Consider the following 24,957-nt stretch of genomic DNA (forward strand, 5'->3'; position numbering starts at 1 on the left):
GAACAGGGAATGAGTAGAGAAAAAACAAAAGGTATAATGCTTGCTGCACCTCTTAGCGGCAGCGGAAAAACTACAATTACCTGCGCACTTTTGAAGGCTTTAAAGGGAAAAGGCCTGAAAACAGTGTCCTTTAAATGCGGACCGGATTATATCGATCCGCTTTTTCATAAAAAGGCTTTGGGAATTGAAGGAAGAAATCTGGATACTTTTTTTGCAGGTGCGGAGAAAGTGGCAGCTTCATTTTCAAAGTGCGAGGCAGACATAGCTGTTGTGGAGGGTGTGATGGGCCTCTACGATGGCATGAATGCAGGAGGACTTGAAGGATCTTCTTATGAAATTGCAAAAGCCCTGAACCTGCCAATTGTCCTTATAGTGGATGCATCAGGGGTTGGGAGAACAATTATTTCTCTGGTAAAGGGCATGCTTATTGATGATACGAATAAATTGATAAAAGGAGTTATTTTAAACAAGATAAGCGAGAATTTTTATAATAACCTTAAGCCGGTTTTTGAGAAAGAAATATCTTCCATGAGGAGCGACGTTAAGCTCCTCGGTTTCTTTCCAAAGAATAAGGACATTGTTATAGAGAGCAGACATTTGGGGTTAAAGCTGCCTGAGGAAATGGAGGATATAAAGAAAAAAATTTCTGCGGCAGCAGAGAACCTTCAAAAAAACGTTGATTTAAATGAGTTAATTAAGCTTGCAGAAGAACATAATAATGATTCCAATAGGGAAATTGAAAAAGAGTACAAACAAAGTGATGGTTTCACCGGAGATGATACCCGGTATGACTCAAAGATTGGAGAAGGGCTGACCCTTGCCATAGCCTATGATGATGCCTTTTGCTTTTATTACAAAGATAATTTTGAGCTATTTGAAGAATACGGAGTAAAACTCAAAATGTTTTCTCCCTTGAAAGATAAAGAGCTTCCTGCTGATGCTGACGGAATCCTGCTTGGCGGTGGGTATCCTGAAAACCATCTTGAGGAATTAAGCCATAATGAGTCTATGCGCAGATCTATAAAAGCTGCGCTTGATAGAGGAATTCCGAGTCTGGCAGAATGTGGCGGTTTTATGTATCTTCATAAAACCATCACTGATGTAGATGGAAACAGCTATGAGATGGTTTCTGAAATAAATGGGGAATGCCACTACACAGGGCATCTTGTGAGGTTTGGATATATGGAAATTGAATCGGAGAGTCATGATTCAGGCTCAGATTCCGATATAAATAATATAGCCTTTTCTAAAAAGGAAGAGGGAAGTGATTTTGACGAAGATATTCTCAGACGCAGCCTTGTAGGTATGAAGGGGCATGAATTTCATTATTACGATAGTTCAAATAATGGAGATGCCTTAGTTGCACGAAAACCCGGTAAGGATATCAGGTGGAACTGCATGATTTCACAAAATAATGGGATATGGGGATTTCCTCATTTTTACTACAATTCCAATCCGAAATTTATTAAAATATTTATAGGGAGAATGAGAGAGGTAAAAAATGAAAAACTCAAGTAGATTTTTTGCCAACAAAGAATGTGAATACTACCCGTGTCATGAGAGTGAAAATGACATAAACTGCCTCTTTTGTTATTGCCCGCTTTATAATTTAAAGTGTCCCGGGAATTTTAAAATTGTTGATAAAGGTGATCGGAAGATAAAGAGCTGCATTAACTGTACTTTTCCCCATGAACCTGATAATTATGACGCAGTAGTTTCACTACTAAAAAATAAGGGAGAGAAGTAAAAATTTTTAAATACACCACATTAAAGGGTATAAAGAATGAGTTATAGTGAAATTAAGGATTTTTTACAAAGTACAAATGACCTGGCGGTGGCGATAAGACTTGCCATGGCAACATTCCTTGGGAGTATTGTGGGCTGGGAGCGCCTTATGAGGCATCACAGCGCCGGTATAAGGACCTTTGCGCTTGTAAGCCTTGGCTCTGCCGTTGCTACTGCCCTTAATGTGTATTTGGCAATGATGCCGGGCTTTGCTGCTGATGTGAGCCGTATTCCTGCCAGCGTGGTAAGCGGCATCGGCTTTTTGGGAGCTGGAACAATTCTTGTTACCGGTAAGAAGCAGATAAAGGGACTATCCACAGCCGCTTCACTTTGGGTCACAGCCTGCATGGGCATGGCTATTGGTGCTGGATATCTGATTGTGGGATTTGTTTCGTTTTTGCTTATTGCCTTTTCCAATCTGGTACTTCTTCGCGCCAGTAAAAATGTTGAAGAGCACAGCCAGTACATGAGTATTTACATAGAAGTTACCAAAAATCATGGAGTTACCAAGCTTTCAAAGATGATTTCAGAACAGGGCTTCATAATCATGAGCCTCACCAAGACGAAGGAAAAGACACTGCAATCCTCGGATGCAGGACTTATCATAGACTTAGAACTTGACCGACAGAGATCTCACAACGAAATTCTCCAACTGTTTAATGAACTTGATTACGTTAATTACATAGAAGAGGTATGAAAAAAGGCTGTCACACTAAATTAGTGCGACAGCCTTGAATACTTTTAGGCGTTGTGCTCAGCGAGATAATCGTTTAAAGCATCGGTGATCTCATCACCATCAATACCGTGTACTGCACAAGCTTCTGCTAATGATTCCATCTGAGAAGCAGGGCAGTGGATGCAACCCATACCACACTCCATAAGAAACTGTGATGCAAGCGGGTGCTTTGTAATGATTTCACCCACAAGCATATCAGGGCTAATAATCTGTTCGCTCATTTTAAATCCTCCTGTTACTATAATAGTGAAAAGTACCAAAAAGTTATGGTACACATTTACGTTTGATGCAAGAAATTGTAGCAAGAATAATTTAATTTTACAAGATATTTCGCCTTATATTTTTATCAAATTTTAATAGATGATTTACTGGGGCTTAATTGAATAGTTTATTAAAAATAAATAGAATTTTAATACAATGCGGACAATCTGTATATTGGAAGTGAGTTGTAGATTGTATTTATACTGCAAAATGGCAGAAATCAACACTTTTACGCTGTTTTGACAAGGAGTGACTCTATGAAAAAAATACTGATTGTAGATGACGAGGAGCTTATTTTAAGGCTCACAAACAATATTTTGAAGGATAAGTATGAAACAATTATGGCGTCTTCAGGAGAGGAAGCCATTAAAGCCTTTGAAAACTGTCTTCCGGATCTGGTGCTTTCAGATCTGCAGATGCCATCCATAACAGGGTACGAGCTGCAGAGTATAGTCCACACCGAGATAGATCCGGCTATCCCCTTTATTTTCATGACAGCTGATGACAGCGACGATAGCGAGAGCCGCGGGTTTGAGCAGGGCGCTGCGGATTATATAAGAAAACCGGTAAAGGCAGCTCTTTTGATAAAAAGAATAGAGCGTGTCCTTGAGAATATTGAGGAAAACAAGCGCCTCAAGGAAGCGGCCCAGATAGATGCCATGACAGGGCTTTTTAATAAAGCGGCATCTGAAAATATTCTGAACAGCATCTGTCAAAAAAAGCATGGCACTTTGCTGATTCTTGATTTGGACAGTTTTAAGCTTGTAAATGATATGTATGGGCACGAGATGGGCGACAGGATACTTGTGCGCTTTTCAGAACTTGTAAAAACTGCCATCAGAAAAGAGGATTTTGCCGGAAGAGTAGGCGGTGATGAATTTATAGTTTTCTGTGAGAATCTGACGAATCAGAGCGTTATAGCGAAGAAGGTCAGATACCTCAATGAAGAAATTCTAAAATCCGCAAGAGAGTTTATGGGACCTAATATGGATATACCTCTTGGATGCTCAGGAGGCGCTGTTGAAGTAAGCGGCAATGGCGAGGGCTATATGAAGCTTTTCATGAAAGCTGATGCAGCCCTTTATAAAACGAAGCAGAACGGCAAACACGGATGCTCATTTTTTGAGGATGAAAACAATGAGCAGGCTGAGCGCAGCATAAGTAGTTTGGATAATCTGAGAATGCTCTTTAATGAAAGAAGTATAGGAAAAGGTGCTCTTAATGCCGATACAGATACCTTCAAATCTATCTATAGATTTCTTAACCGCTTTTTAAGTAATTATAAATGGGATATAAGGATGGTGCTTTTTACGCTGTCATCCGGAGATAATGAATATCTTGGTGAGATTACGGACAAGTTTGTTGAGGTAGCATCCACAAAACTCAGAGGAAGTGATGTGGTGCTAAAGCTTAGTCAGAATCAGGCTATCATGCTTTTTATGAAGGTCAATGATGAAAATTATACAATACCAATCCTTCGTGTTCTCGGAGCCTGGGACAAGCATGGGGTTCCCGGAGTAGAGATAACCTACGAGGCAGAGAGCATAGATGGCAGAGAGCATGGCGATGATGTCGATAACGATAATGCCCTGCAGATAAAAAGAGAAGAGGAAAAGCTTCCTAAGTGGTTTTTCCATGAACCGCTTCTTGATGTGCATGAGGGCATAAAAAATGCGGTGACAGCGGAATCCTATCTTTCTTCAGTGGATATTTTTCTTGAGTATGTAGAAAGCAATATTGAGGAATTTGAGAGCTTTATTGAGGCAAATGACATAGCAAATTACAGAATAAAGGCACATGGCCTTAAGAGTACATCACGAATCATCGGTGCCATGCGGCTTTCAACCCTGGCGGCAGCCATGGAGAGAGCCGGAGATGACAACAACATCAGATTTATAAAAAGTCAGCACAAAAGATTCATGGAGGAGTACAGACTTTATGAAAAAGTTCTTTCTGACCACATGTATTCCGGAAAGAAAGAGATGATATCCAGAGATAAGCTCATGGATGCCATGTCCGCCTTAAAGGAATTTTCCAGGGTAGAAGATTTTTCTCTTGTGGAGATGACCCTGGATTCCCTTAAAATGTACGAGCTTCCCAAGGATGAAGGAGCGAAGATTTCTGAAATAAGAAACAGTCTCCTTAAACTCGATTGGAATCATATTCATAGCATAATGGGATGATGACAGGCTGCGTCGATACTCAGCTTAACCTGTCCCTGATTTCATCCTCCGTTCTTTTGATTTCATACCAGAAATCATTTGCGGACATTCTGATCGCACCCGCGCCATAGATGATTACCTGTTCGATAGCATCGGAGGTAGCCACTGTGACGCGGTTATTTTTGCTGTATTTATGGGCGGTTCGCTCGATATACTGATCGGCTGTTTCCGCTTCCTTTGTGAAAACCACGTCAATGTTATGATATTTTAATACATGCTCAGTGCCGCCGGGGACTCTGTAGGCATCAAAAACAAGGATAACAATTTCCCTTCTGTATCCCTGAAAATTCGAAAGGATATCCATTAGCTTGTCCCTGGCCGATTTCATATCTGTTTCTGCAAGTCTTCGCAACTCTTCATTGGCGTAGATAATATTGTAACCGTCAACCAGCAGATAAGAGTTATCCGGATTCATGTTTTTAGGAGCTTTATACTTCTTTTCAGGAGCTTTATTTGCGGCTTTTCTTTTTCTTTCCTCATCTGCCTTTGCATCATAACGTGGTTTAACAGGGCCATAGGTACGCTCAAAAATACTGTCAAGCTCCTGTATTGTGGCATTATAAGCCTTAGTGCGCTCTTCGTAGGAAAGCTCCTGCTCTTTTCTTATATCTGTGGATCTAAAACTTTGTAGGCTGTCACCAAGTCTTGTGAGATCGGTCTCAGTATCTGCACCTCTTTTTTCATCATCAGAAAGCCACTCTGTATGAACATGCATATAATTTCTAACTTCATACCAGGGGATGACTGTTCCCGCGCCGTGGGAGCAGAATACGCTGCCTGTGGGCTGCTCAAGGTCATGGTCGGGATCATAGCCTTTTTCTTCTATAACTGTTTCAGCATTATGGCAGGGCTCATAGCCTCGTAGAGAGAGATTAAGGCGCCCTTCACCATGGGTGTAGGACAAAAGCTCCTGCGCGTAATCATGAAGCTCTGAGGCGGGAACAGAGCCTGTTATTACTGATGTACCATCTGCAAGCATGTCGGGAGGATTGGTGCTTCCGTTCATGCGCTGAATATCACTCAGTGCGCGGCCGACGGATTCTGACGGAAGTTCTATTGTAAAATCATAAACAGGCTCAAGCAGAATGCTTTCTGCCATCATAAGACCCTGTCTTACCGCGCGCATGGTTGCCTCACGGAAATCGCCGCCCTCGGTGTGCTTTATGTGGGAGCGTCCGCCGATAACAGTGATCTTCATATCTGTAATCTCTGAACCTGTTAGAATTCCGCGAATTTTGAATTCCTCAAGGTGTGAGAGAATAAGGTTTTGCCAGTTGGCAGCAAGATTATCAAAAGGGCAGTCCGCATCAAATACCAGACCGCTTCCCGGCTCTCCCGGTGATAAAAGAAGATGAACCTCCGCATAGTGGCGTAGTGGCTCAAAATGACCAACACCCTCAACCGGTGCCTTGATAGTCTCCTTATATACTATATTTCCGGGACCGAAGGAGATATCAAGTCCGAAGCGCTCCATGCACTGGTGCTTTAAGATTTCCATCTGAACTTCGCCCATCACCTGAACATAGAAATCTCCGGTCTCTTCATTTTTATTTATTGAAAGAAGCGGCTCTTCCTCAGAGAGCTCTGTTAGCTGTCTGAAAACCCTGAAGGGATCAGCATCCTCAGGAAGAATAATTCTTGATGAAAGAATAGGCTGCAAAAGGCCTGCCGCATCTCCTGTAAGGCTTCCAAGTCCCTGACCTGCGTGGGATGAGTCAAGACCTGTTACTGCTACGATTTTTCCTGCGGGGGCTTCCTGCAAAAGCTCATACTTGTCCCCTGAATAAACGCGAATCTGGTCTATTTTTTCTTCGGCCGTCTCAGTGTTTTTGCTGTTGTTTGAGGAGCCGGCAGTGGGTTTTAATGACAATGACAGTACATCTCTTACATGCAAAGTACCGCCCATTACCTTAAGCCAGGACAATCTGTTTCCGTTTGAATCTCTTGAAATCTTATATACTCTGGCAGCAAATTCCTCAGGGTAGGATGGGGTGCTGGTAAAAGTATCTAAAAGCGTTATAAGTTCTCTTACGCCCTCCATTTTCAGTGCGCTGCCATAAAGACAGGGGAAGAGCTTTCTTTCGGAAATGAGCCTTGTAATGTCATTCAGGGATACTTCTGTACCGTTTTCCAAATAGTTATCAAGCAGAGCTTCGTCGCACATGGCGATTTCCTCCTGGAAAACATCTTCGCCAAGCGCCTTTAAATCAATCTGACAGATGGCGCCTCCCTGAGATTCCGGACTTGATTCAGACGGATCTGTGCTGCCTGAAAACAAATCTGAAAAGTCAACCTGATGATCTGTTAATCGCTTTTTTATATCTGCGTCGATCTCAGCCTTGTTTGCCTGAGGCTGGTCCATTTTATTTACAAATATAAAAACAGGCACTTTGTAGTGTTCAAGAAGTTTCCAAAGAGTCTGCACCTGTGATGTGACCTTATCAGCTGCGCTTATTATCAAAATAGCGTAGTCAAGAACCTTCATGGTACGTTCGGTTTCCGGAGCAAAGTCCGCATGACCGGGAGTATCAAGAAGTGTTACATGAGTGTTTTCTGAGAAGTCGAGCTCTGCCTGCTTTGAAAAAATGGTGATTCCACGGCTTCTCTCAAGAGAATATGTATCAAAAAAAGTATCGCCATGATCAACTCTGCCGGATTTCCTTATTGCTCCTGAAAGGTACAACAGTGCCTCGGAGAGTGTGGTTTTTCCTGAGTCAACATGGGCGTATATTCCAATATTCAGGTTTTTCTGTGTCTTATCCATAAATCATATTTCCTTAACCTTAATGTCCGGGATAACCCGGGCTGATTGAAATTCAATCAATGATAATTCTATCAAATAAGAGATGTATCTGAAAGAAAAACATAAGCGACATCGGACCATATTTCGGACCGGATCAGTGCGGCATATCATATGATGATTATTATGGCAGGCTTGATGCAGGATTCCACAAGGCAAGACACGAAGCTGCGAATAAAACGATTGATACGGGTTCTTCCAAAATCAATATTATGGTATCACCAACCGGATTCATTTTCTCTTGTAGTATTTTAACTCTGAGAACTCTATAGCATGGCGGGAAAAATAGTGAATATTGTAACATTCAAATAATAAGAAATAAAAAAGATCGTAGAGCAAATGTCTACGATCTTTTATAATAGTCGGAGTGGCGGGACTCGAACTCGCGGCCTCTACCTCCCTAAGATAGCGCGCTAACCAACTGCGCTACACCCCGGCGACAAAAGGTATATTATCACGACATCAAAATAAAAGCAACAACTTTTTTAAATTTTTTTTATAACATTATTAAAAAGTTGAATTATAATATGATGATAGAGCTAAAAATACGGATTCAGAATGAGGATTTATTGCGGAATTAGCCCGCAAGAATCCTGCTTTGCAGGATACGGCCCCCGTTTTGCGAGGAGCTGGTCCGGTACGCTTTTGATATTTGAAAGCTTCTAAAAAAATCAGTTTAGGGGGATTTATGAAAAAAGATTTTATTACTGCCGGCAGGTGTGTAATTGCTACTGCACTTGCGGCTGCATTATTTTCTGCCGGTGTGCAGCTGCCTGTGGGGACAATTGCTGTAAAGGCAGCAGAAAATCCGCAAGTTACAGCCCAAAATGTTGTAAAAGGTCCTGTGATCACGGAAATCACTAACGATTATGAGGGACTCACCGTTAACTGGAAGGCAGTGGATGGTGCAAAAGGGTATTATGTTTTCAGAAAACAGAAGAGCAGTATGCCCTATGAGCTCATCGCCACAGTTCAGGGGGATGTTTTAAAGTATACAGATACTGATGCCATGAAAGAGGGCGGAATTTATACCTACATGGTTCAGGGATTTGATGGGGAGCTGCTGACTGCTGAATCTGAAGCAAAAACAGCCACAAGATTTCCACTTTCAAAGGTTAAGCTGAAAGTTAAATATGCCCAAAAATCTGCGAGGAATATGCACAAGATGATAAATGATTTCAGAACAGGAAAAGACACCTGGCTCTGGAATGCAAATAACACGCAGAAAGTCTATACACAGGGAATAGGCAAGCTTGCTTATGATTACAATCTTGAAAAGATTGCCATGTTAAGGGCTGCCGAAATTGCTATCAAATTCAATCACGAGAGACCCAGTGGCAAGGATTGTTTCAGTGCTTTCAAGGAAAACGGTTATAAATTTAAATATGCCGGCGAAAATATTGCCTACGGTTACAAGACAGCAGCCAAGGCTTTTGATGCTTTTCTTGAAGCGAATAATGGCTATGTGGGGCAGGGGCACAGAAGAAACATGCTCAGCACAAATTACAATGTTTGTGCCATCGGTCACTGCAAGGTGAATAATGTACATTACTGGGTTCAGCTTTTTGCTTACACATCGGATGATTCAGATTATTCCAGGACCATAAGTAATTCTAAAAATGTTAATATGTACATCGCAGCAGATGATCTGAATTCATATAAAAAGACCTTGAATTCACTTGGAGCAAAGATCCAGGACTATGCGCCTTCCAAGGTATTGTGGACAAATATTGAGGCGGGAACGAAAAATGCAACGCTCTCGTACACTAAATCCACAGGGGCTGCCGGCTATGAGATTTACAGATCTACTGCAAAAAAGAGTGGGTATAAAAAAGTCGGTACGGTGAAAAATCAGCTAAAGCTTACATATATAGACAAAAAGCTTGCGCGTAAAACAAAATATTATTATTATATTGTTCCATATAGAATTGCTCATGACGAGAAGATTTACGGCAAAAAATCCGAAGTGAGAATGGCAAAAACAAAATAACAATTTTGATGGGAGATGGCTATGGATATCGGAGAGCGTCAGAATATTAGAGATGAAATTGGAGGCATTGTTGAGCTTATCCTCAATGATTACAACAATGGCAGGGATGTAGATAAGATGGATATTTTCAATCAGCCTGACAGGGATATGGTTGTGGATATCGTAAAAAAGCTTATGCGTGTTTTATATCCTGGCTACTATAGGGATAAGATTTACAGAAGCTATAATGATACAAATCGTGTAGCAGTGATAATTGAGGATGCAATTTATAATCTTCAGAAACAGATTGCCATAGCGTTCAGACATGTGGATGAATATGAGAACGCCAGCGATGAGACTCTTACTTGTGGTGCAAGATATATAACCTATGAGTTTTTCAAAAAGATACCTCATATCCGTGCGCTTATAGATACTGACCTTCAGGCATCCTTTGATGGAGATCCTGCAGCTTATAGCAAGGAAGAGATAATACTGTCCTATCCGGGACTTTTTGCGACTGCCATTAATCGAATGGCGCATGAACTTTATCTTTTAAAGGTGCCGCTCATACCCAGAATTATGACTGAGTATGCTCATTCAAAAACCGGAATAGATATTCATCCCGGTGCTACTATCGGAAAATACTTCATGATCGATCACGGAACAGGCATCGTTGTAGGTGAGACTTCCATAATTGGTGAGCATGTTAAGGTTTATCAGGGCGTTACCATAGGTGCTCTTTCCACCAGGGGCGGGCAGGCTCTCAAGGGGGCAAAGAGACATCCTACTATCGAAGATAATGTTACAATTTATGCAGGTGCATCAATTCTTGGTGGAGAGACTGTTATAGGGCACGATTCAGTGGTTGGATCAAATGCATTTTTGACATCATCTATTGCACCCGGAACAAAGGTAAGTATCAAAAACCAGGAACTTCAGTTTAACAAAGGTGATTCCAAAGATTTCTAATGAAAGATTAAGCTTCCGGCATCGCATTGGAATATATGTCGTTTTTACGGCATTAGTTTCATTGCGGTGCCGGAAGCTTTTATCAGGCATTACTAAATAACAGCGCTATGCGCGAGAATTTCACAAGCGAAATTCTTGATTCTATCAGGCTAAAGATTTTCATGATAATGTCCGAAATAGTTGATGTAGGAATAATATGCACTTGTTTGCGATTTTGAAAGCGGTGAGATTATGATGAGATCATTGTGGTCCGGAGTTGCCGGACTAAAGACACATCAGATTCAGATGGATGTAATCGGTAATAACGTTGCGAATGTTAATACAACATCCTATAAAGCACAGAAGACTACTTTCGGAGATCTTCTTTATCAGAATGCAAGAAAAGCAGCCGGTCCTACCATGACTAAGGGTGGAATTAACGCTAAACAGGTAGGTCTTGGTGCTAAATATTCGGCTATAATGACAAACATTGAAAAACAGGGATCAATTCAGCAGACAGATAATGTTTTTGATCTCAGTATCACCGGTGATTCATTCTTTGTTATTGAGAATCAGAGAGGTGAAATGAATTACTCCAGAGATGGAGCATTCACAGTGGATGCGCAGGGATATCTTGTAACAAGAGCTGACGGTTTTTATGTTCGCGGCTCAGGCCCTGATGCTGAAAATGCAGGTGCTACCCAGAGAATTCAGGTTATTCCGATTGATAATGAGGGGAATATCGAGAAAATGGCCGGTGCGCCTACAACCTATGAAAGAATAACAGGAATCATCAGTAAAACAGACAGTCTTCTGGCAGACGAAAGAGGCAGAACCGTAGACATGGAGTTCTATGGTAATGATGGAAATACCTATACTGCAAGATTAAAATTCGATAATGCAGGTGATACTAATGATTCAACTTATCGTGTAACTGTGACAACAATCTTTGATCAAAATCATCAGGAGATTGAAGGTGGCGTTGCAGAACCTAATCCGACTATTGATTTGGTTTATAATCCTGCAACCGGAGCTTTTGTAAGCGCTAATGGAAATGCCCAGGGACAGGTACAGCTTGCTTTCCAGGGTGATGCAGGACAGGCAGGACCGCTTACGCTTGATTTTTCCGGGACAAACAATTATGCGCCCAAAAACGGCATGTCAGGTTCCTCGCTTGAGGCTCACCGCGGAGATGCCCAGGGAGAAGGTGAAGGCTATCCTGAGGGAGATATGAACGGAGTTGCAATCGCCCGTGATGGCACGATCACAAGACTTTACAGTAATAATCAGAACAGAGTGGCAGGACGAATAGTCGTTGCTGAATTTGCTAATGTCACCGGTCTTGAAAAGCAGGGAGAAAATCTGTATGCGGTAACTCCCAACTCAGGGCCTGCCAGAAATATGTATGTGGATGATGATGGCGGCTATATCAGCTCAGGCTCACTGGAGATGAGTAATGTGGATCTTTCTGCTGAATTTACAGACATGATCATTACTCAGAGAGGTTTCCAGGCAAACAGCCGCGTGATAACCGTTTCTGATACATTGCTTGATGAACTCAGGCAGCTTAAGCGCTAATAGGATAATATTTTAAGGCTTCTTGTGGGCTATCTTATTTTTGCCCACAAGAAGTCTTTTTAATTAATAATATTACTTCAGCGAAATTCTTATTTTAATCAATAATATTCTAGAGTGTTGGCTCATTCATAATCAACCAGATTGTTTGTACATGATTTTATCTACTTTGATTGAAAATCTTGATGATGCCATTAGCTTGGTTGATGCTTTTTGTTCTATGATAGAAAATAGCGTGTACCAATTTTGTAAATATTCGTTCAAGAATTATCTAATAAAATAGGTGCTTTGCACCGAAATATATAGTACAATAATAGTAGGAAAGGTGAATTATCCGACAATTAGCACTCGATACTAGACAGTGCTGACATAATGAGCTATAATCACTAAACGTAGTAATTCATTTTTTTATAGAAAGGAGATGAGGCTATATGGTAATCGTTAAAATGAATAACACGACAGTTGAATGCAGCATTGCTGCTTCAGAGTTACGCGAAATAGGCCTCACCCCTGAAGCAATCATGAATGGAGAGAAGAGAACCGTTCCATTTATGGCGCAGCTGAACAGGGAGGTTGGCGAGCAGCTGGGGTATGATCCCGAAACAGAAGTACTCATGATGAGTAAGAATATGATGGTAGATGGCAGCGTTCGTATCTTTGCAATTAAGATGACGAATGAGGATATACAGAAATCAGCAGACAGAATACGTGGATCAGCAGAGGCTATTCTTAAGGAGATGACCCAGGAGAGGGTTGACTCGATCAAAGCAAAGACCGGTTCTGATAAAGGGCAGGCGCTAAACGAAATGATAAGTCATGTATCACAGCTTATTGAGCAGATATATGATCAGGATGAGGAGCAGGAGCCTCATATCGAGGCTATGGCAAAGCCTATAGTCAACACAGAAAAATATATGGCGAGATTTAAGGACATAAATTCCGCAGCAAGGTTTGCCAAAGTTTCCTACAGTCTTCCCATTACATCATCAAAACTCTACAAGGAGAATGATGAGTATTACTTAACTCTTGTACTTGAACCTGACGGAGAAAATGCAGTTTATGATCTTCGAAGAAGCGGACTTGAATATGCAGAGGAGCTGATGATGAACTCTGCTGAGCAGACTCACGTTGAAGAGACAGCAAAATGCATTATTAAGGAGGATGCACTCCTTCACTTGCAGGAGATGCTTGCTAAGTAATTATGAGTGTTACAATCTACGATTTTACAGGAATTTATGAGAACGAGGGCTTCGACTTTTATGATAAAGAGAGCTCTCGTTCTCTTTTAGATGCAGAAAAACCGGAAGCTAATGATGAACATTCTGATTTTCTTTTTGGTGCAGAAGAAATAGCAAAAGATGTTGGTCATTCGGGTTTTCTTTTTGATGCGCGGGAAAAAGTATCTGATGATAAATCTGATTATTTAAGTTTAAAGGATATTAGTGGCACAAACTGCATCTGTGATGAATATGCTTATGACTTTATAAAGAATAAGGCAGTGCAATTGACTCCCCCAAATGAATATGTCCACAAAATCAGTTTTTTTGACAATGGAAATTATCACTATATGTCCAAGATACTGATTGATGTAATGTGTGAAAAACTATCAAGTGGAGAGCAGCTGCCTTTTGATCTTATAGTTTTTGATCATCACACAGATATGAAATGGACATCCTATGGAGAAATTCTTTCATGCGGTAGCTGGATACTTAATACATTAAAAGATAGACCTGAACTTAACAGAGTATTCATTGTGGGTGCAGATGAAGGTCTTGTAAAAGAAACACAAGACGAGTTTCCTGAATATGATGGAAGAGTATTTTTCTTAAGTGATATATCCAGGCTTCAGAATTACGATTTCGGGAAAGTGTATATCTCTGTAGACAAGGATGTATTATCACCTGATGAAATAAAGACTAACTGGGATCAGGGGAATATGAGCATAACTCAGCTTCAGGATGCGCTTAATTATTTGAATCAGCGCTTTGGAAGTGATATATTGGCAATAGATGTTTGCGGGGAATGTCTGCCGGATTCTGAAGATGCTTATGGCGAATTGGGGATTGGCTCAAGCAATCGGGTGAACCGGATGATTTTGGATATTTTTAATTGCTGAGTTATATGTATCGTCGAGGCTGTATGAAATGTGTTTTTGAAGTTAGAGGTGCGGGTATGGAAAAAAGAATTCGTGAAAGAATTAAGCGGGTGGAGAAGCTGGAGATTGATCTTTTATCGGATGAGAAACTTGTTGCAGAGAAAAAGGAAATTATGTCTCTTATTGAGATAATCCAGAATGAGCTTCTCAGACGAACTATAATGATGGCAGCTTTTTTTGTTTCATTTGTAGCTTCACTTATCGGATTATTATCTTATCCCTCACCGCCAATGTTGTTTTTGGTGCTGATAAGCTTTTTGATTTTGCTTGTATCTGTGGTGCAATATGCGCAGAAATACAGGAGTTATAACGATTTATTTAAAGCGGCAGATATTCTTTTTAAAAATTAGTTGACAAAACTGCTTTGAGTGGCTACAATATCTATTGTTGCTTGCAGGAATGGCGGAATTGGCAGACGCGCACGGTTCAGGTCCGTGTGATAGCAATATCATGAGGGTTCAAGTCCCTTTTCCTGCACTAGAGTTCGAAACTCTGGCAACAACAATTTTATATCATATTTGCGGAAGTGTCGGAATTGGCAGACGAGCAAGACTAAGGATCTTGTGATGGCTACATCGTGAGGGTTCAAGTCCCTTCTTCCGCACGACAAAAAAGACCAGGTCGAATGACCTGGTCTTTTTCGTCGTGCGGGAGAGGGACTTAGAACCGCTTGTTTCACAAGCGGTTCAAGGTCTCCGCTTCGCTCCGGTCGGCGCAAAACCGAGGTCCCCCGGACCTCGTGCGCCCCTTCTTCCGCATTTCGAATAATATACTGTATGGGTTCAAGGTCTCCTCGCAAAGCAAAGAAAACCTGGTCGAATGACCTGTTTTTTTTCGTCGTGCGGGAGAGAAACTTAGGGTGATCAGGAGTGCTTCACCCAGGATATTTCATTATATCTAAATATCTATGCACTGATAGCTTATAAATAAATTTCCTTGTGCAATAATCAAAAAAGTATGATAAAATAATTTCGAACATCAGTTCTGAAAGGTGGACAAGAATATGCCGTCTCTTAAAGGAAAAGAATATAAAAGATTTGAAGATATAAAACATATTCGCGATGATGGTAGTGAATACTGGAGCGCCAGAGAGCTTGCGCCGGTTTTGGAATACGCAAAATGGGATAATTTTCATAAGGTGATAAAGCGAGCAATGATTGCGTGTGAAAACGCCGGACTGGATGTCGACGATATCCATAACAAGAAGGGATTGACGATCAACCAGAAAATCCTTGACTACATGGGAAGCACCGAACTGATAGCGAATCTCTTCCGTATATCCCAAACAGAGGAAAAACTGCGGAAAGACAACATTCAAGGTGCTGATAAGGCAACGCAAAACCATTACGCTGTCGGGCGAGAGGTTCGAAAGGCAATAGAAAAGATTGGTGGAACTATGCCCGAAGATTTGCCAACACCGGAGAAAAGTATTCAGCAAATTGAAAAGGAACAAATGGAACGGCTTCAGAAAAAAGCTAAAGCCGGCAAACTGATGTTAGATGAGTGAGGTACGAAGATGAAATATTCATACAAAGAAATGCCGGAACAGATGAAAGGAACATTTGGGGATTTTCCCCGTAACTTCGGATTTTCATGGAAAGAATTTGTTGTTACAGTACCATCTCCGTTATAAAACAATTGATAAAAACTACGATATCACGTTGCAAATCACCTGTTTTCGGAAGGGCATAATCATGTGCGGAAGGTATTATATAGACGATAAAACGGCAAGAGATGTGGAAGAAGAGCTGGGGCTACCGAAAGGGGCTTTATCTTTAAAAGCTGGGGATATCACTCCCGGAATAATGGCATCTGCATTATTCGCAAATAAAAATGGAAGCAATGATGGCAAAAATATTGAAATTAAAACGTATAAATGCAATATCGCGGATAAATGCAACACTACGGACAAACGTAATACCACGGATAACAACAAGACCTTCGATACTATTAATGTCTCAGAGATATTCTGGGGAATAAAGGGTAAGGATAAGAAGCTCATCATAAATGCAAGAGCAGAAACGGTTCTTGAAAAAACTATGTTTTCAGAGAGCGTCCTTCGAAGGAGGTGCATCCTTCCGGCAGCAGGCTTTTATGAATGGGACAAGGAGAAAAATAAGGTTACGTTTTACAGAAATGATAAGAGTCCGATCTATTTGGCAGGATTCTATCAGCTATCTGAAAACAGAGATTCTTTTGTTGTTCTTACAACGGCGGCTAATAAGTCCATGATTCAAGTTCATGACAGAATGCCGCTTATGATAGATAAGGCGGAGGTAAAAGACTGGCTTTGGGATAGTTATGCGGCAAAAGAGATGCTTAGTGAGAAGATGCCTCAGCTTAATAGTCATATGGAATACGAGCAGCTCAGTTTGTTTTAATAAATTACTTGCAATTACATTGAATTGTGATACAATTCTATTGCGCACAAACAAATCGTAATTTTAGATGATATTTAATAACTTAATGAACTGAGAGCTATTCTCAGTGGAACTATTATGAAAGAGAGGTAAAGCATATGGACTTAAAATTATTTGTATCAGATACCTGCGGATTTTGCAGAAGAGTAAAGCAGTATATAGATGAAGTCGGAAGAACCGATGTTGAATATGTAAATATTAGCCATAGTCAGGAAGCAGCTGATGAGCTTGTAAGAGTTGGCGGAAAAATGCAGGTTCCATGCCTGTTTATCGATGGGAATCCGATGTACGAGAGCCTGGATATAATACAGTGGCTTAAGGACAATCCGCAGAACTGATTAGCTGAAAATGTTTCAACTATTTTTATGGGCAGTTAATATATAATTAATTTACTTAGAGTACAATACAGTGGAGTGCTAACAATTCAAGTTTTCCTATACGAGGAGGTACAACCATGAAAATCACAGGATTTTGTCCACTGATTGTAAGTAAAGATGCAGATTCTATTGTAAAAGTATTTGAAGAAATGGGCTTTGAGAAACGCCATACAAAGTCAGATATTGAAGGCGGAAATAACATTAATTACAATCTGAAGGATGCCAATGGAAATCGCATTAATGTTGCAAGTTCTAATAATGTGCCACAGGATATCACAGCAGTGAATATTAATGTAGATAATTTCCAGGAAGCTTATGATTTTCTGATTGGTCATGGATTTGTGAATCCGCGTGGAGACAAGGTTACGGATACAAGTTCATCCAGAGCAACTCTGCTGTTTTCACCTTCCGGATTTGCTGTAAATATTACAGAACATATTAAGGATTAAAAAATAAATAATAATATATATAAAGATTCGATTGAAGGTCTCAGTCGAATCTTTTTTATATATTAGGAAATTCCTCCGAATTCCCTAATATATAAAAACGCTCCGCTATGGATGCGCACTCGCGCGCATGGTAATTGTTGCATAAATGCAACCGCGCTCGGCGCGAGCATGTTGCAAGCAACATGCCTTTTTATAGAATTTCAGACAAAATATAAAGTTTATTATTTCTTAACTTTAGATTTATTGATATGTTCAAAATAAGAATAATAAAATAAATATGTAGTAATAGGTTAAAAAGAGTATTGAGACAAAATGTTCCGGGATTCCTGAAGCTTTTTACATGTGATACTTAAGTCTTATTAAGCTGCATAATCTCCCTGAAATAAGGAGGCGCTATGGAAGAACTGTATCTGAATGCAGAAAATCTGCTTCGCTATATAGTCGAGTTTTCAACACTGTTATTGGAATTCTTTGGAATATGTATACTTGTGTACACGGCAATAAAGAGCTTCATCTTCTGGATCAGGAAGAAAGATTCCATAAGACTTGAGCTGGCCCAGGGAATTGCGCTGGCACTGGAATTTAAGCTGGGCGGAGAGGTTCTTAGAACCGTGGTTGTCCGCGAGTGGGCAGAGCTTGGCATCCTGGGAGCAATCATTGCCTTAAGAGCTACGCTTACGTTCCTTATTCATTGGGAAATCAAAAATGAAGAGAAAGCCCTTGAACCTAAAAAGTAATTATGTTTTCATGTGAGGGAGAATATGAGTGATTCCACAGGTTTTTCTGCTTATTTAAAAAGTGAACTGGAAAAATATAAAGGTGTCTATGTGCCGGTGAAAGCATCGCCATTGGAGAGCATTCTGTTTAATAAGGTATCAGTAAAAAAGCTCCATCCTAACCCAAATGATGAATTTTGCATAGATTCGGTAGGACCCAGCTACAGAATCATATCTGAGTACCAGAAAAAATTCAGGGAAGATATTGCGAGAAATGGTATTCTGGATACAGAACCTTTAATGGTTGAAAAGGTCAGACCGGATGGGTATATGATTCTTAACGGGCATCACAGGTGGGCAGCGGCTATCATTGCAGGAATAGAAAAAATGCCTGTCAATATAGTCAATCTTACCAAGCCTTCTGATATTATAAAAATGCTTGAGAAATCAGATCGCAATAAGCGGGTTACCTTTGACCTTGATGAGATAATTTTCGCAAGTGAAGAAGACAGATTTGAAGATATTCCTTCTTCGCTTGATACTTCAAAATTTCCAGAAAAGGTAAGGCTCGGCGTGCCTGCGCTATTCCACTTTTTCCATTCGAGGGGATATGATGTCTGGGTTTTTTCATCAAAATATTATTCCATGGACTATATAAAGAAGCTGTTTAAGAAATATTCTGTGGATGTTGATGGCATTGTGACCGGTACGGCGCGCAAACTGGACAATACTGGTGTCGTTGAAAAGAAAAAGACTGCTGATCAGCTTATTGCCAACAAATACAAGGAAACAATAAGCGTAGATAATGATTCTGTTCTTCGAACCTACAGCGGATCAAAAGAATTCGATCATTTTGACATACCTGAAAATGATGAAAGATGGTCTGCAAAAGTAATGAAAATTGTGGAGGAAGCGATTGCTAATGAGCAGCAATAAAACAGTGGGGAAAAAAGAGGATAAAATGCGGATTTCCTTTGATCTTGATGAGGTTCTTTTTGTATATCCGGAAACTCATAAGACCGAACCTCCGCTAAAGTTTCCTTTTAATAAAATATACAAGGAGCGTCTTAGATATGGAACTCCTGAGCTTATAAATAAGCTGCAGGAAATGGGATATGAGGTGTGGGTGTATACATCTTCATACCGGACGGAAAAATATATTAAAAATCTTTTCAAGCATTATGGAGTAAAGTTCGATGGTATTGTAAATGCAATGAGACACATAAAGGAAGTTCAAAGAGACAGTGCAACGACACTTCCGCAAAAGCTGCCCAGCATGTATCGGATATCGCTTCACATAGACGACGAGTCCATAGTGTGTTCCCTTGGCAGGCAGTACGGATACAGGGCATATCAGCTGACTGATCAGGACGATGAGTGGCAGGAAAAGATTATCAAAAGAGCTGAGGAAATCAGACATCTGAACGAATTGGAAGAACTTGAAAATGCTCCCCAATAAGTTTAAGTAAGTAGCAGTAATTGAAAACTTTAAAGTGATAAAGGATTTTTCGAAATATTCTGAAAAATCCTTTGTTTTTTGTGCTATTTCATATAAAATATTCTATGTGGCAAAACAAAATTTTGTTACATTGGATGTGCTTTTTGCAGTGATTATGCGGAGGGGGCTATGGTTTACTGTGTTTAAGTACATGAGATTTCATGAAATCTTTGCCTTATGACTTTTGAAAATAAGGAAAAGAATTTTGTTATCTGCAAAAAAGAATGTATGGAGGATGAAAAATGCTGGAAGACATCTTAACGGGGAAAAAGAGTCTTTTTGAGACAGGAATGCAATCTGTTCTCAGAGGGCAGGAGAGCAGGCTGCGCAGGATTGTCATTCAAAATGGTAATCTTGTGACTAATGTAAGATCTGAGGAAAGTGGAATCTGCGCAAGAGTGTACTTAAATGGTGCATACGGATTCGCTTCCACGGCAGAGTATACTGCCGAAGCAGCTGCAAAGACTATAGCTGCTGCAACTAAAAATGCAAGATATCTTGATAAGTTCAACACTGAAAAGAAGAACCCTTATCCTATTCTTGAACAGAAAACCATAGTTTCTCCAAGGATGATCATCGATTTTGAGCAGAAGAGACTTGTTGATCTCTGCAAGGAAATTGATGCTCATATTGAAAAGACATATCCTGATCTTTTAAGCAGGGTTGTAGCTTACAGAGAAGATACTATGGAGAAGATTATAGTAACATCTGATGCTGCAGATGGTCATGTGGCGTATCCGAGAACAACTCTTTATGTAACATTGAATATGACCTCTAAGGATGGACAGCCTGTGGAGGTTTCGGATGCCGTTGGCGGATTTGGACATATTGAAGACAATTACAGTGATCTTGCGAAGATTTATGAAAAGATAGCGGCTTTGTATAAAGATCTTTGTGCTAAGGCTGAAGGTGTATACGCCAGTGCCGGGGTGAAAACTGTAATTCTCCATCCTGACGTTGCGGGAATGATAGCTCACGAGGCAATAGGACATACCGTTGAGGCAGACCTTGTTCAGGGAGGCTCAGTGGCAGGCCCTAACCTCAATAAGAAGGTTGCATCGGAGCTTATAAGTATCACTGATTTTGCGTCCACGGCATTTGGCGATAAGGCACCTCTTCCGGTTTATATTGATGATGAGGGAACAGAAGCAAGAGATGCTGTCCTTATTGAAAACGGAATATTAAAGGGCTTCATGCACGATCGTGAAAGTGCTGATTTTTATGGTGTCAGACCTTGTGGCAATTCAAGAGGCTATGCCTTTTCAGATGAACCGCTCATTAGAATGAGAAATACCTGCGTTCATCCGGGAAAAGATAAGCTTGAGGATATGATCGCATCTGTTGATGATGGATATTATCTTATCAACACCGGTAATGGCCAGGCGGATCTTACGGGCGAGTTCATGTTTGGAATCACCATGGGTTATGAGATCAAGAATGGCAAGCTTGGTAAGGCTATCCTTGATACTACTGTTTCAGGTGTTGCATTTGACATGCTAAATACAGTTGATATGGTATCTGATACTGTGACCTGGAATACATCAGGAACTTGTGGTAAAAAGCAGGCAATGCCTGTATCAATGGGCGGCCCGGCAATTAAGTGCAAGATCATGATCGGAGGCAGATGATGGCTAATATTTTGGATATCGCAGAGAAAACATATGCTTATTTAAATGAAAAAGAAGGCCTTAAGGCGGATTTTACAATATCAGAAACAGAGACCAATGAGATTACGGTAAAGGATGGAAAGTTTACACTTTTCAGAACTCTCTTTGATAATGATGTTTCCATCAAAGTGATTAAGGACCATAAAAAGGGTATTGCCAGCATAAATAAGTGCTCGGAAGAACAGATAAAAAAGGCAGTTGATGATGCAATCGCTTCAGCCGAATCAGGGGATGCAGATGATTGCTTTGACATTGCTCCCGGCCTTGAACCTGAAAAGTTTAAGATGGGTGTTCTTGAACCCGATATTGACAAGCTCATGGAAAGAACACAGGAACTGTCAAATACAATTGCCGAAAAACATAAAAAGATAAGACTGATTGAGATGTTCGCAAAATATGTAAAGGGTCATTATGTTTACATGAATACAGGTGGAACAAAGGATGACTGTGACTTTGGTTACTATCTTATAATGCTTGAATTTGCAGGAACTGATGGAGAAAATACCACAGGAGTAGCGAGTACAGGTGTGATCTTTGACAGCCTTGATAAGGAGCTTATTACTCTTGGAAATATTGAAAAAGAGCTTACTGATGCAGAAAATTCATTAAATCCCATTAAGGTGTCAGAAAAGTTTGAAGGAGATATAATACTCACTCCCGGCTGCGTTTCACAGATGGTCAGCTACCTTTGTTACAATGCGGTTTTGGACCCTGCTATTATCAACAAGACAAGTGTGTGGCTCGATAAAGTAGGAGAGCAGGTTGCTTCACCTATGTTTACATTGAGTTCAAAGCCCTATGATGAGAGGATTATTCTTGGTGAAAGACATACCATAGATGGCTTTAGATCAGAGGACTACACGCTTATAGATAAGGGCGTATTAAAGTGCTTTGCAACATCTCTTTATGCGGCAAATAAATGCGGTGTTAACAGAGCGGCCAACAGTTCACAGGATCTTATTATTGAGGCAGGCGATACCTCTTTTGAAGATATGATAAAGGGTGTTAAAAAGGGACTCATTGTTGGATCGGTTTCCTGTGGAATGCCCGGTGCAAATGGCGAACTGGCAGGAGTTGCAAAGAACAGCTTCTATGTAGAAGACGGAGAGATTAAGGGTGCTGTAATTGAAACTATGATCAGTGCCAACCTCTTTGAGATGTTTAAGAACATCAAGGCGATTTCAAAAGAGCAGGTTTGTGATGGTGGTTCAGTAATTCCTTATATCGAAATGTCAGGAATTACAATATCCGGAGGAACTGAGTAAATTTTGAAAAGTTCCTATGCCTGAGATAAGGAACATCACTTTTTCCTGGTTACAAAGAGCAGGCGATTATTAGAGCCTAGTACCGTCCATGAACGCAGTGAGTGGGTAACGGTACTGGCATCCGAACGGACTATGTCAGATAATAAACTATCGTTATTAGAGGAGAGTAAATAAAAAGCTGTGAAATGCGGAATGTCTGTTCCTCATTTTCACAGCTTTTATAATAATTATTTTTCATGAATCAGCTCTGTTTACAGTACTAACATAAAGTGCTGATTTATGGCTTATAAACTATTTCTTTTTTCTATCAGCTTTGCTTACGACGGTTACCGGCTTTCTCTTGACGCCACTAATGCTGTCTTTAAGCTTTTTGATTTCTACCAGAATAGCCTTTTCGTCAAATGTAAAGAAGATACATGCTCCTATAAAGCAGGTTATCAGTGCGACAAATGCTGTTATTCTGTAGCTCATCTTTGTCTGAGATACAGTGATTGAGGTAAAGGTTACCATTGCGATAGCCTGACCCATTTTGAAAGCAAAAGTTCTTGCGGCAAAAAACATACCACTTCGGTCCTCGCCGGTCTGAAGTCTTGTAAGCTCAGCAACATCGGCTACGCAGGCCTGAGGGAGAATACCAAGGATTGCCATGGGAACAGCTGCTACAACAGCTATGATAAAGCCCCAGTAAAGGCCCTTCTGACACAGCCCTGCAATGGCAAATACGCAGCAGTATGAAAAGAAGCCGATGATGATCAGAGGCTTTTTACTGATCTTTTTGGCAAGAATATTAACCATAGGATATAGCATTACGCTGATCAGGGTCATTGTGGCAGTGAGAACGAAGGTCCAGGTGTCTTCAATTTCCATGAGCTGTGTCTCGTAAAAAGCAAGTCCTGTCTGAAAAAGTGTCAGTGCAAAGAAATATATAACATCACTGTATACAAAGTGTCTGAACTGTTTGTTTGAAAAAGTCTGAGCCAGTGACTTGAAGGGCTTGGTTTCACTTGGCGTTGAATCGATGTAATCACGCTCCTTTATATAGAAAGCAGGATAGAGCATTGCTATGCAGGCAATTGATGACATGAAAGCAACAGAATATCTTATGGAGTTTGCCTGACCTACAGTTCCTTTTAATGCATCTGCCACATTGGGGAGAAGGAATGAAATACTCTGGCCGAGAATAAATGTAAATGAAATGTAGGTTGATACATTGATTCGATGCTGCTGAGTATCTCCAAGCTCTGCAATCAGTGCATTGTAGGGAGTGCAAAACATAGTCATAAACAAATAGAAAACCATTAGTAATATGAAAAGAACAGTATCATTGACTATGATATTCTGTGTCTGCGGGAGAACAAACAGGCCTATGGTGCAAAGTGAAAACGGAACGGCCATGGCACGCATGAAAGGAATTCTTCTTCCGCCTTTATAATTACTTCTGTCAGACCATCCTGCTATAAGCGGATCGCTGACCGCATCAAAAATACGTCCCGCTGCAAGTACCAGTCCGAATAAAGTGAGACTGAATAGTATTGGGGTCTGGGTAATTCCGGATGCAAAAACTCCGGTGTTTGGATTCTGCTCACTGGGAGTGCCGGTATAGTAGTAGACCATCCAGTTAGAAACAATTCCGGATAGAAGACTCCAGCCAAACTGGCCAATCGCAAAAATCCATAAGAGCTTGTTTGTGATAGGTTTTAATTCTTTCATGGTAAAAAAGTCCTTTCAGTATTTATAGAAACCATTATACTATAAAACAGTATCCTATGAATGGTTCCGGAGGCATAAATTCAGTGTTCTATTAGTAGAATTAATTGATAAATTAATTGGTAAATATTCACATAGACAACTAAATAACGCTTACATAAAAACTAATTTACGATTTTTAAAAAAAGTTGAAAAAAGGTGTTGACTATTTCTGAGAATTTGTTATTATATAGAAGTTGTCGCTGACGGATACAGAACAGCGAAAGACAACTGAATGCGGAAGTGTCGGAATTGGCAGACGAGCAAGACTAAGGATCTTGTGATGGCTACATCGTGAGGGTTCAAGTCCCTTCTTCCGCACGACAAAAAAGACCAGGTCGGATGACCTGGTCTTTTTTTGTCGTGCG

At 40.5% G+C, this 24,957-nt stretch carries 22 protein-coding genes and 4 tRNA genes; 22 read left to right on the plus strand and 4 right to left on the minus strand.

Going from position 1 to position 24,957, the window contains the following annotated elements; all coding sequences use genetic code 11:
* Positions 1 to 9: 9 nt before the first annotated feature.
* Genes G622_RS0108950 through G622_RS0108960 form a run of 3 tightly spaced genes read left to right on the plus strand, consistent with a single transcriptional unit; the run spans position 10 to position 2,482 of the window.
* Positions 10 to 1,518, plus strand: coding sequence for a cobyrinate a,c-diamide synthase (locus tag G622_RS0108950; RefSeq protein ID WP_026510440.1), 1,509 nt, complete (start codon positions 10 to 12; stop codon positions 1,516 to 1,518).
* Positions 1,502 to 1,747: a cysteine-rich small domain-containing protein gene (locus G622_RS27025; protein ID WP_026510441.1), complete on the plus strand. Its 246-nt coding sequence runs from the start codon at positions 1,502 to 1,504 to the stop codon at positions 1,745 to 1,747. The genes G622_RS0108950 and G622_RS27025 overlap by 17 nt, the downstream gene beginning before the upstream one ends.
* Positions 1,748 to 1,783: 36 nt before the next feature.
* On the plus strand, positions 1,784 to 2,482 hold the full coding sequence (locus G622_RS0108960; RefSeq protein ID WP_026510442.1) for an MgtC/SapB family protein: 699 nt from the start codon (positions 1,784 to 1,786) through the stop codon (positions 2,480 to 2,482).
* A 44-nt stretch (positions 2,483 to 2,526) separates the two neighbouring features.
* Here G622_RS0108960 and G622_RS0108965 read toward each other — a convergent pair whose 3' ends face one another.
* The gene (locus tag G622_RS0108965) at positions 2,527 to 2,742 is read right to left on the minus strand and encodes a DUF1858 domain-containing protein (RefSeq protein ID WP_026510443.1); all 216 of its coding nucleotides are present in this window, start codon (positions 2,740 to 2,742) and stop codon (positions 2,527 to 2,529) included.
* 297 nt (positions 2,743 to 3,039) lie between these two features.
* On the opposite strand from G622_RS0108965, the gene G622_RS0108970 reads away from it, so the two are divergent.
* On the plus strand, positions 3,040 to 4,965 hold the full coding sequence (locus G622_RS0108970; protein WP_026510444.1) for a diguanylate cyclase: 1,926 nt from the start codon (positions 3,040 to 3,042) through the stop codon (positions 4,963 to 4,965).
* A 19-nt stretch (positions 4,966 to 4,984) separates the two neighbouring features.
* Here G622_RS0108970 and G622_RS22295 read toward each other — a convergent pair whose 3' ends face one another.
* Both G622_RS22295 and G622_RS0108980 read right to left on the minus strand, forming a co-directional pair.
* Complete coding sequence (locus tag G622_RS22295; RefSeq protein WP_044957397.1) at positions 4,985 to 7,768, minus strand: translation factor GTPase family protein; 2,784 nt, start codon at positions 7,766 to 7,768, stop codon at positions 4,985 to 4,987.
* Positions 7,769 to 8,166: 398 nt separating this feature from the next.
* Positions 8,167 to 8,240, minus strand: a tRNA-Pro gene (locus tag G622_RS0108980).
* 252 nt (positions 8,241 to 8,492) lie between these two features.
* Here G622_RS0108980 and G622_RS24545 point away from each other — a divergent pair.
* The 17 genes from G622_RS24545 (at position 8,493) to G622_RS0109075 (ending at position 22,843) form a co-directional block, all read left to right on the plus strand.
* On the plus strand, positions 8,493 to 9,794 hold the full coding sequence (locus tag G622_RS24545; RefSeq protein ID WP_026510445.1) for a CAP domain-containing protein: 1,302 nt from the start codon (positions 8,493 to 8,495) through the stop codon (positions 9,792 to 9,794).
* Positions 9,795 to 9,815: 21 nt separating this feature from the next.
* Positions 9,816 to 10,742, plus strand: a complete 927-nt coding sequence (locus G622_RS0108990) for a serine O-acetyltransferase (RefSeq protein WP_026510446.1) — start codon at positions 9,816 to 9,818, stop codon at positions 10,740 to 10,742.
* Positions 10,743 to 10,973: 231 nt separating this feature from the next.
* Positions 10,974 to 12,299: a flagellar hook protein FlgE gene (locus G622_RS0108995; protein ID WP_026510447.1), complete on the plus strand. Its 1,326-nt coding sequence runs from the start codon at positions 10,974 to 10,976 to the stop codon at positions 12,297 to 12,299.
* A 428-nt stretch (positions 12,300 to 12,727) separates the two neighbouring features.
* Positions 12,728 to 13,495 carry an adaptor protein MecA gene (locus G622_RS0109000; protein ID WP_026510448.1) on the plus strand — a complete coding sequence of 256 codons (768 nt, stop codon included), beginning with the start codon at positions 12,728 to 12,730 and terminating at the stop codon, positions 13,493 to 13,495.
* A 2-nt stretch (positions 13,496 to 13,497) separates the two neighbouring features.
* Positions 13,498 to 14,412 carry a hypothetical protein gene (locus G622_RS0109005; RefSeq protein ID WP_026510449.1) on the plus strand — a complete coding sequence of 305 codons (915 nt, stop codon included), beginning with the start codon at positions 13,498 to 13,500 and terminating at the stop codon, positions 14,410 to 14,412.
* Positions 14,413 to 14,468: 56 nt separating this feature from the next.
* Positions 14,469 to 14,801 (plus strand): hypothetical protein, encoded by a 333-nt coding sequence (locus G622_RS0109010; RefSeq protein ID WP_155831441.1) that lies wholly within the window; start codon positions 14,469 to 14,471, stop codon positions 14,799 to 14,801.
* 43 nt (positions 14,802 to 14,844) lie between these two features.
* Positions 14,845 to 14,928, plus strand: a tRNA-Leu gene (locus tag G622_RS0109015).
* Positions 14,929 to 14,971: 43 nt separating this feature from the next.
* Positions 14,972 to 15,055, plus strand: a tRNA-Leu gene (locus G622_RS0109020).
* 399 nt (positions 15,056 to 15,454) lie between these two features.
* Positions 15,455 to 15,958, plus strand: a complete 504-nt coding sequence (locus G622_RS0109025; RefSeq protein ID WP_026510451.1) for a BRO family protein — start codon at positions 15,455 to 15,457, stop codon at positions 15,956 to 15,958.
* Positions 15,959 to 16,145: 187 nt separating this feature from the next.
* On the plus strand, positions 16,146 to 16,832 hold the full coding sequence (locus G622_RS22305; protein ID WP_049945765.1) for an SOS response-associated peptidase: 687 nt from the start codon (positions 16,146 to 16,148) through the stop codon (positions 16,830 to 16,832).
* A 137-nt stretch (positions 16,833 to 16,969) separates the two neighbouring features.
* On the plus strand, positions 16,970 to 17,209 hold the full coding sequence (locus G622_RS0109040; RefSeq protein WP_026510452.1) for a glutaredoxin family protein: 240 nt from the start codon (positions 16,970 to 16,972) through the stop codon (positions 17,207 to 17,209).
* A 116-nt stretch (positions 17,210 to 17,325) separates the two neighbouring features.
* Entirely contained in the window at positions 17,326 to 17,697 is a 372-nt protein-coding gene (locus G622_RS0109045) for a hypothetical protein (protein ID WP_026510453.1), read from the plus strand.
* 395 nt (positions 17,698 to 18,092) lie between these two features.
* Entirely contained in the window at positions 18,093 to 18,434 is a 342-nt protein-coding gene (locus tag G622_RS0109050) for a DUF1622 domain-containing protein (RefSeq protein WP_026510454.1), read from the plus strand.
* A 24-nt stretch (positions 18,435 to 18,458) separates the two neighbouring features.
* The gene (locus G622_RS0109055) at positions 18,459 to 19,349 is read left to right on the plus strand and encodes a ParB/RepB/Spo0J family partition protein (RefSeq protein ID WP_044957399.1); all 891 of its coding nucleotides are present in this window, start codon (positions 18,459 to 18,461) and stop codon (positions 19,347 to 19,349) included.
* On the plus strand, positions 19,336 to 19,872 hold the full coding sequence (locus tag G622_RS22310) for an HAD family hydrolase (protein WP_242832985.1): 537 nt from the start codon (positions 19,336 to 19,338) through the stop codon (positions 19,870 to 19,872). The genes G622_RS0109055 and G622_RS22310 overlap by 14 nt, the downstream gene beginning before the upstream one ends.
* A gap of 281 nt (positions 19,873 to 20,153) precedes the next feature.
* Positions 20,154 to 21,539: a TldD/PmbA family protein gene (locus G622_RS0109070; protein WP_026510456.1), complete on the plus strand. Its 1,386-nt coding sequence runs from the start codon at positions 20,154 to 20,156 to the stop codon at positions 21,537 to 21,539.
* On the plus strand, positions 21,536 to 22,843 hold the full coding sequence (locus G622_RS0109075) for a TldD/PmbA family protein (protein ID WP_081675246.1): 1,308 nt from the start codon (positions 21,536 to 21,538) through the stop codon (positions 22,841 to 22,843). The genes G622_RS0109070 and G622_RS0109075 overlap by 4 nt, the downstream gene beginning before the upstream one ends.
* A 291-nt stretch (positions 22,844 to 23,134) precedes the next feature.
* Here G622_RS0109075 and G622_RS22315 read toward each other — a convergent pair whose 3' ends face one another.
* Positions 23,135 to 24,553: an MFS transporter gene (locus G622_RS22315; RefSeq protein WP_044957401.1), complete on the minus strand. Its 1,419-nt coding sequence runs from the start codon at positions 24,551 to 24,553 to the stop codon at positions 23,135 to 23,137.
* 273 nt (positions 24,554 to 24,826) lie between these two features.
* On the opposite strand from G622_RS22315, the gene G622_RS0109085 reads away from it, so the two are divergent.
* Positions 24,827 to 24,910, plus strand: a tRNA-Leu gene (locus G622_RS0109085).
* The last annotated feature ends 47 nt before the right edge of the window (positions 24,911 to 24,957 follow it).

Origin of the sequence: Butyrivibrio sp. LC3010, assembly GCF_000424385.1 — a bacterium.
Lineage (GTDB): Bacteria > Bacillota > Clostridia > Lachnospirales > Lachnospiraceae > Butyrivibrio.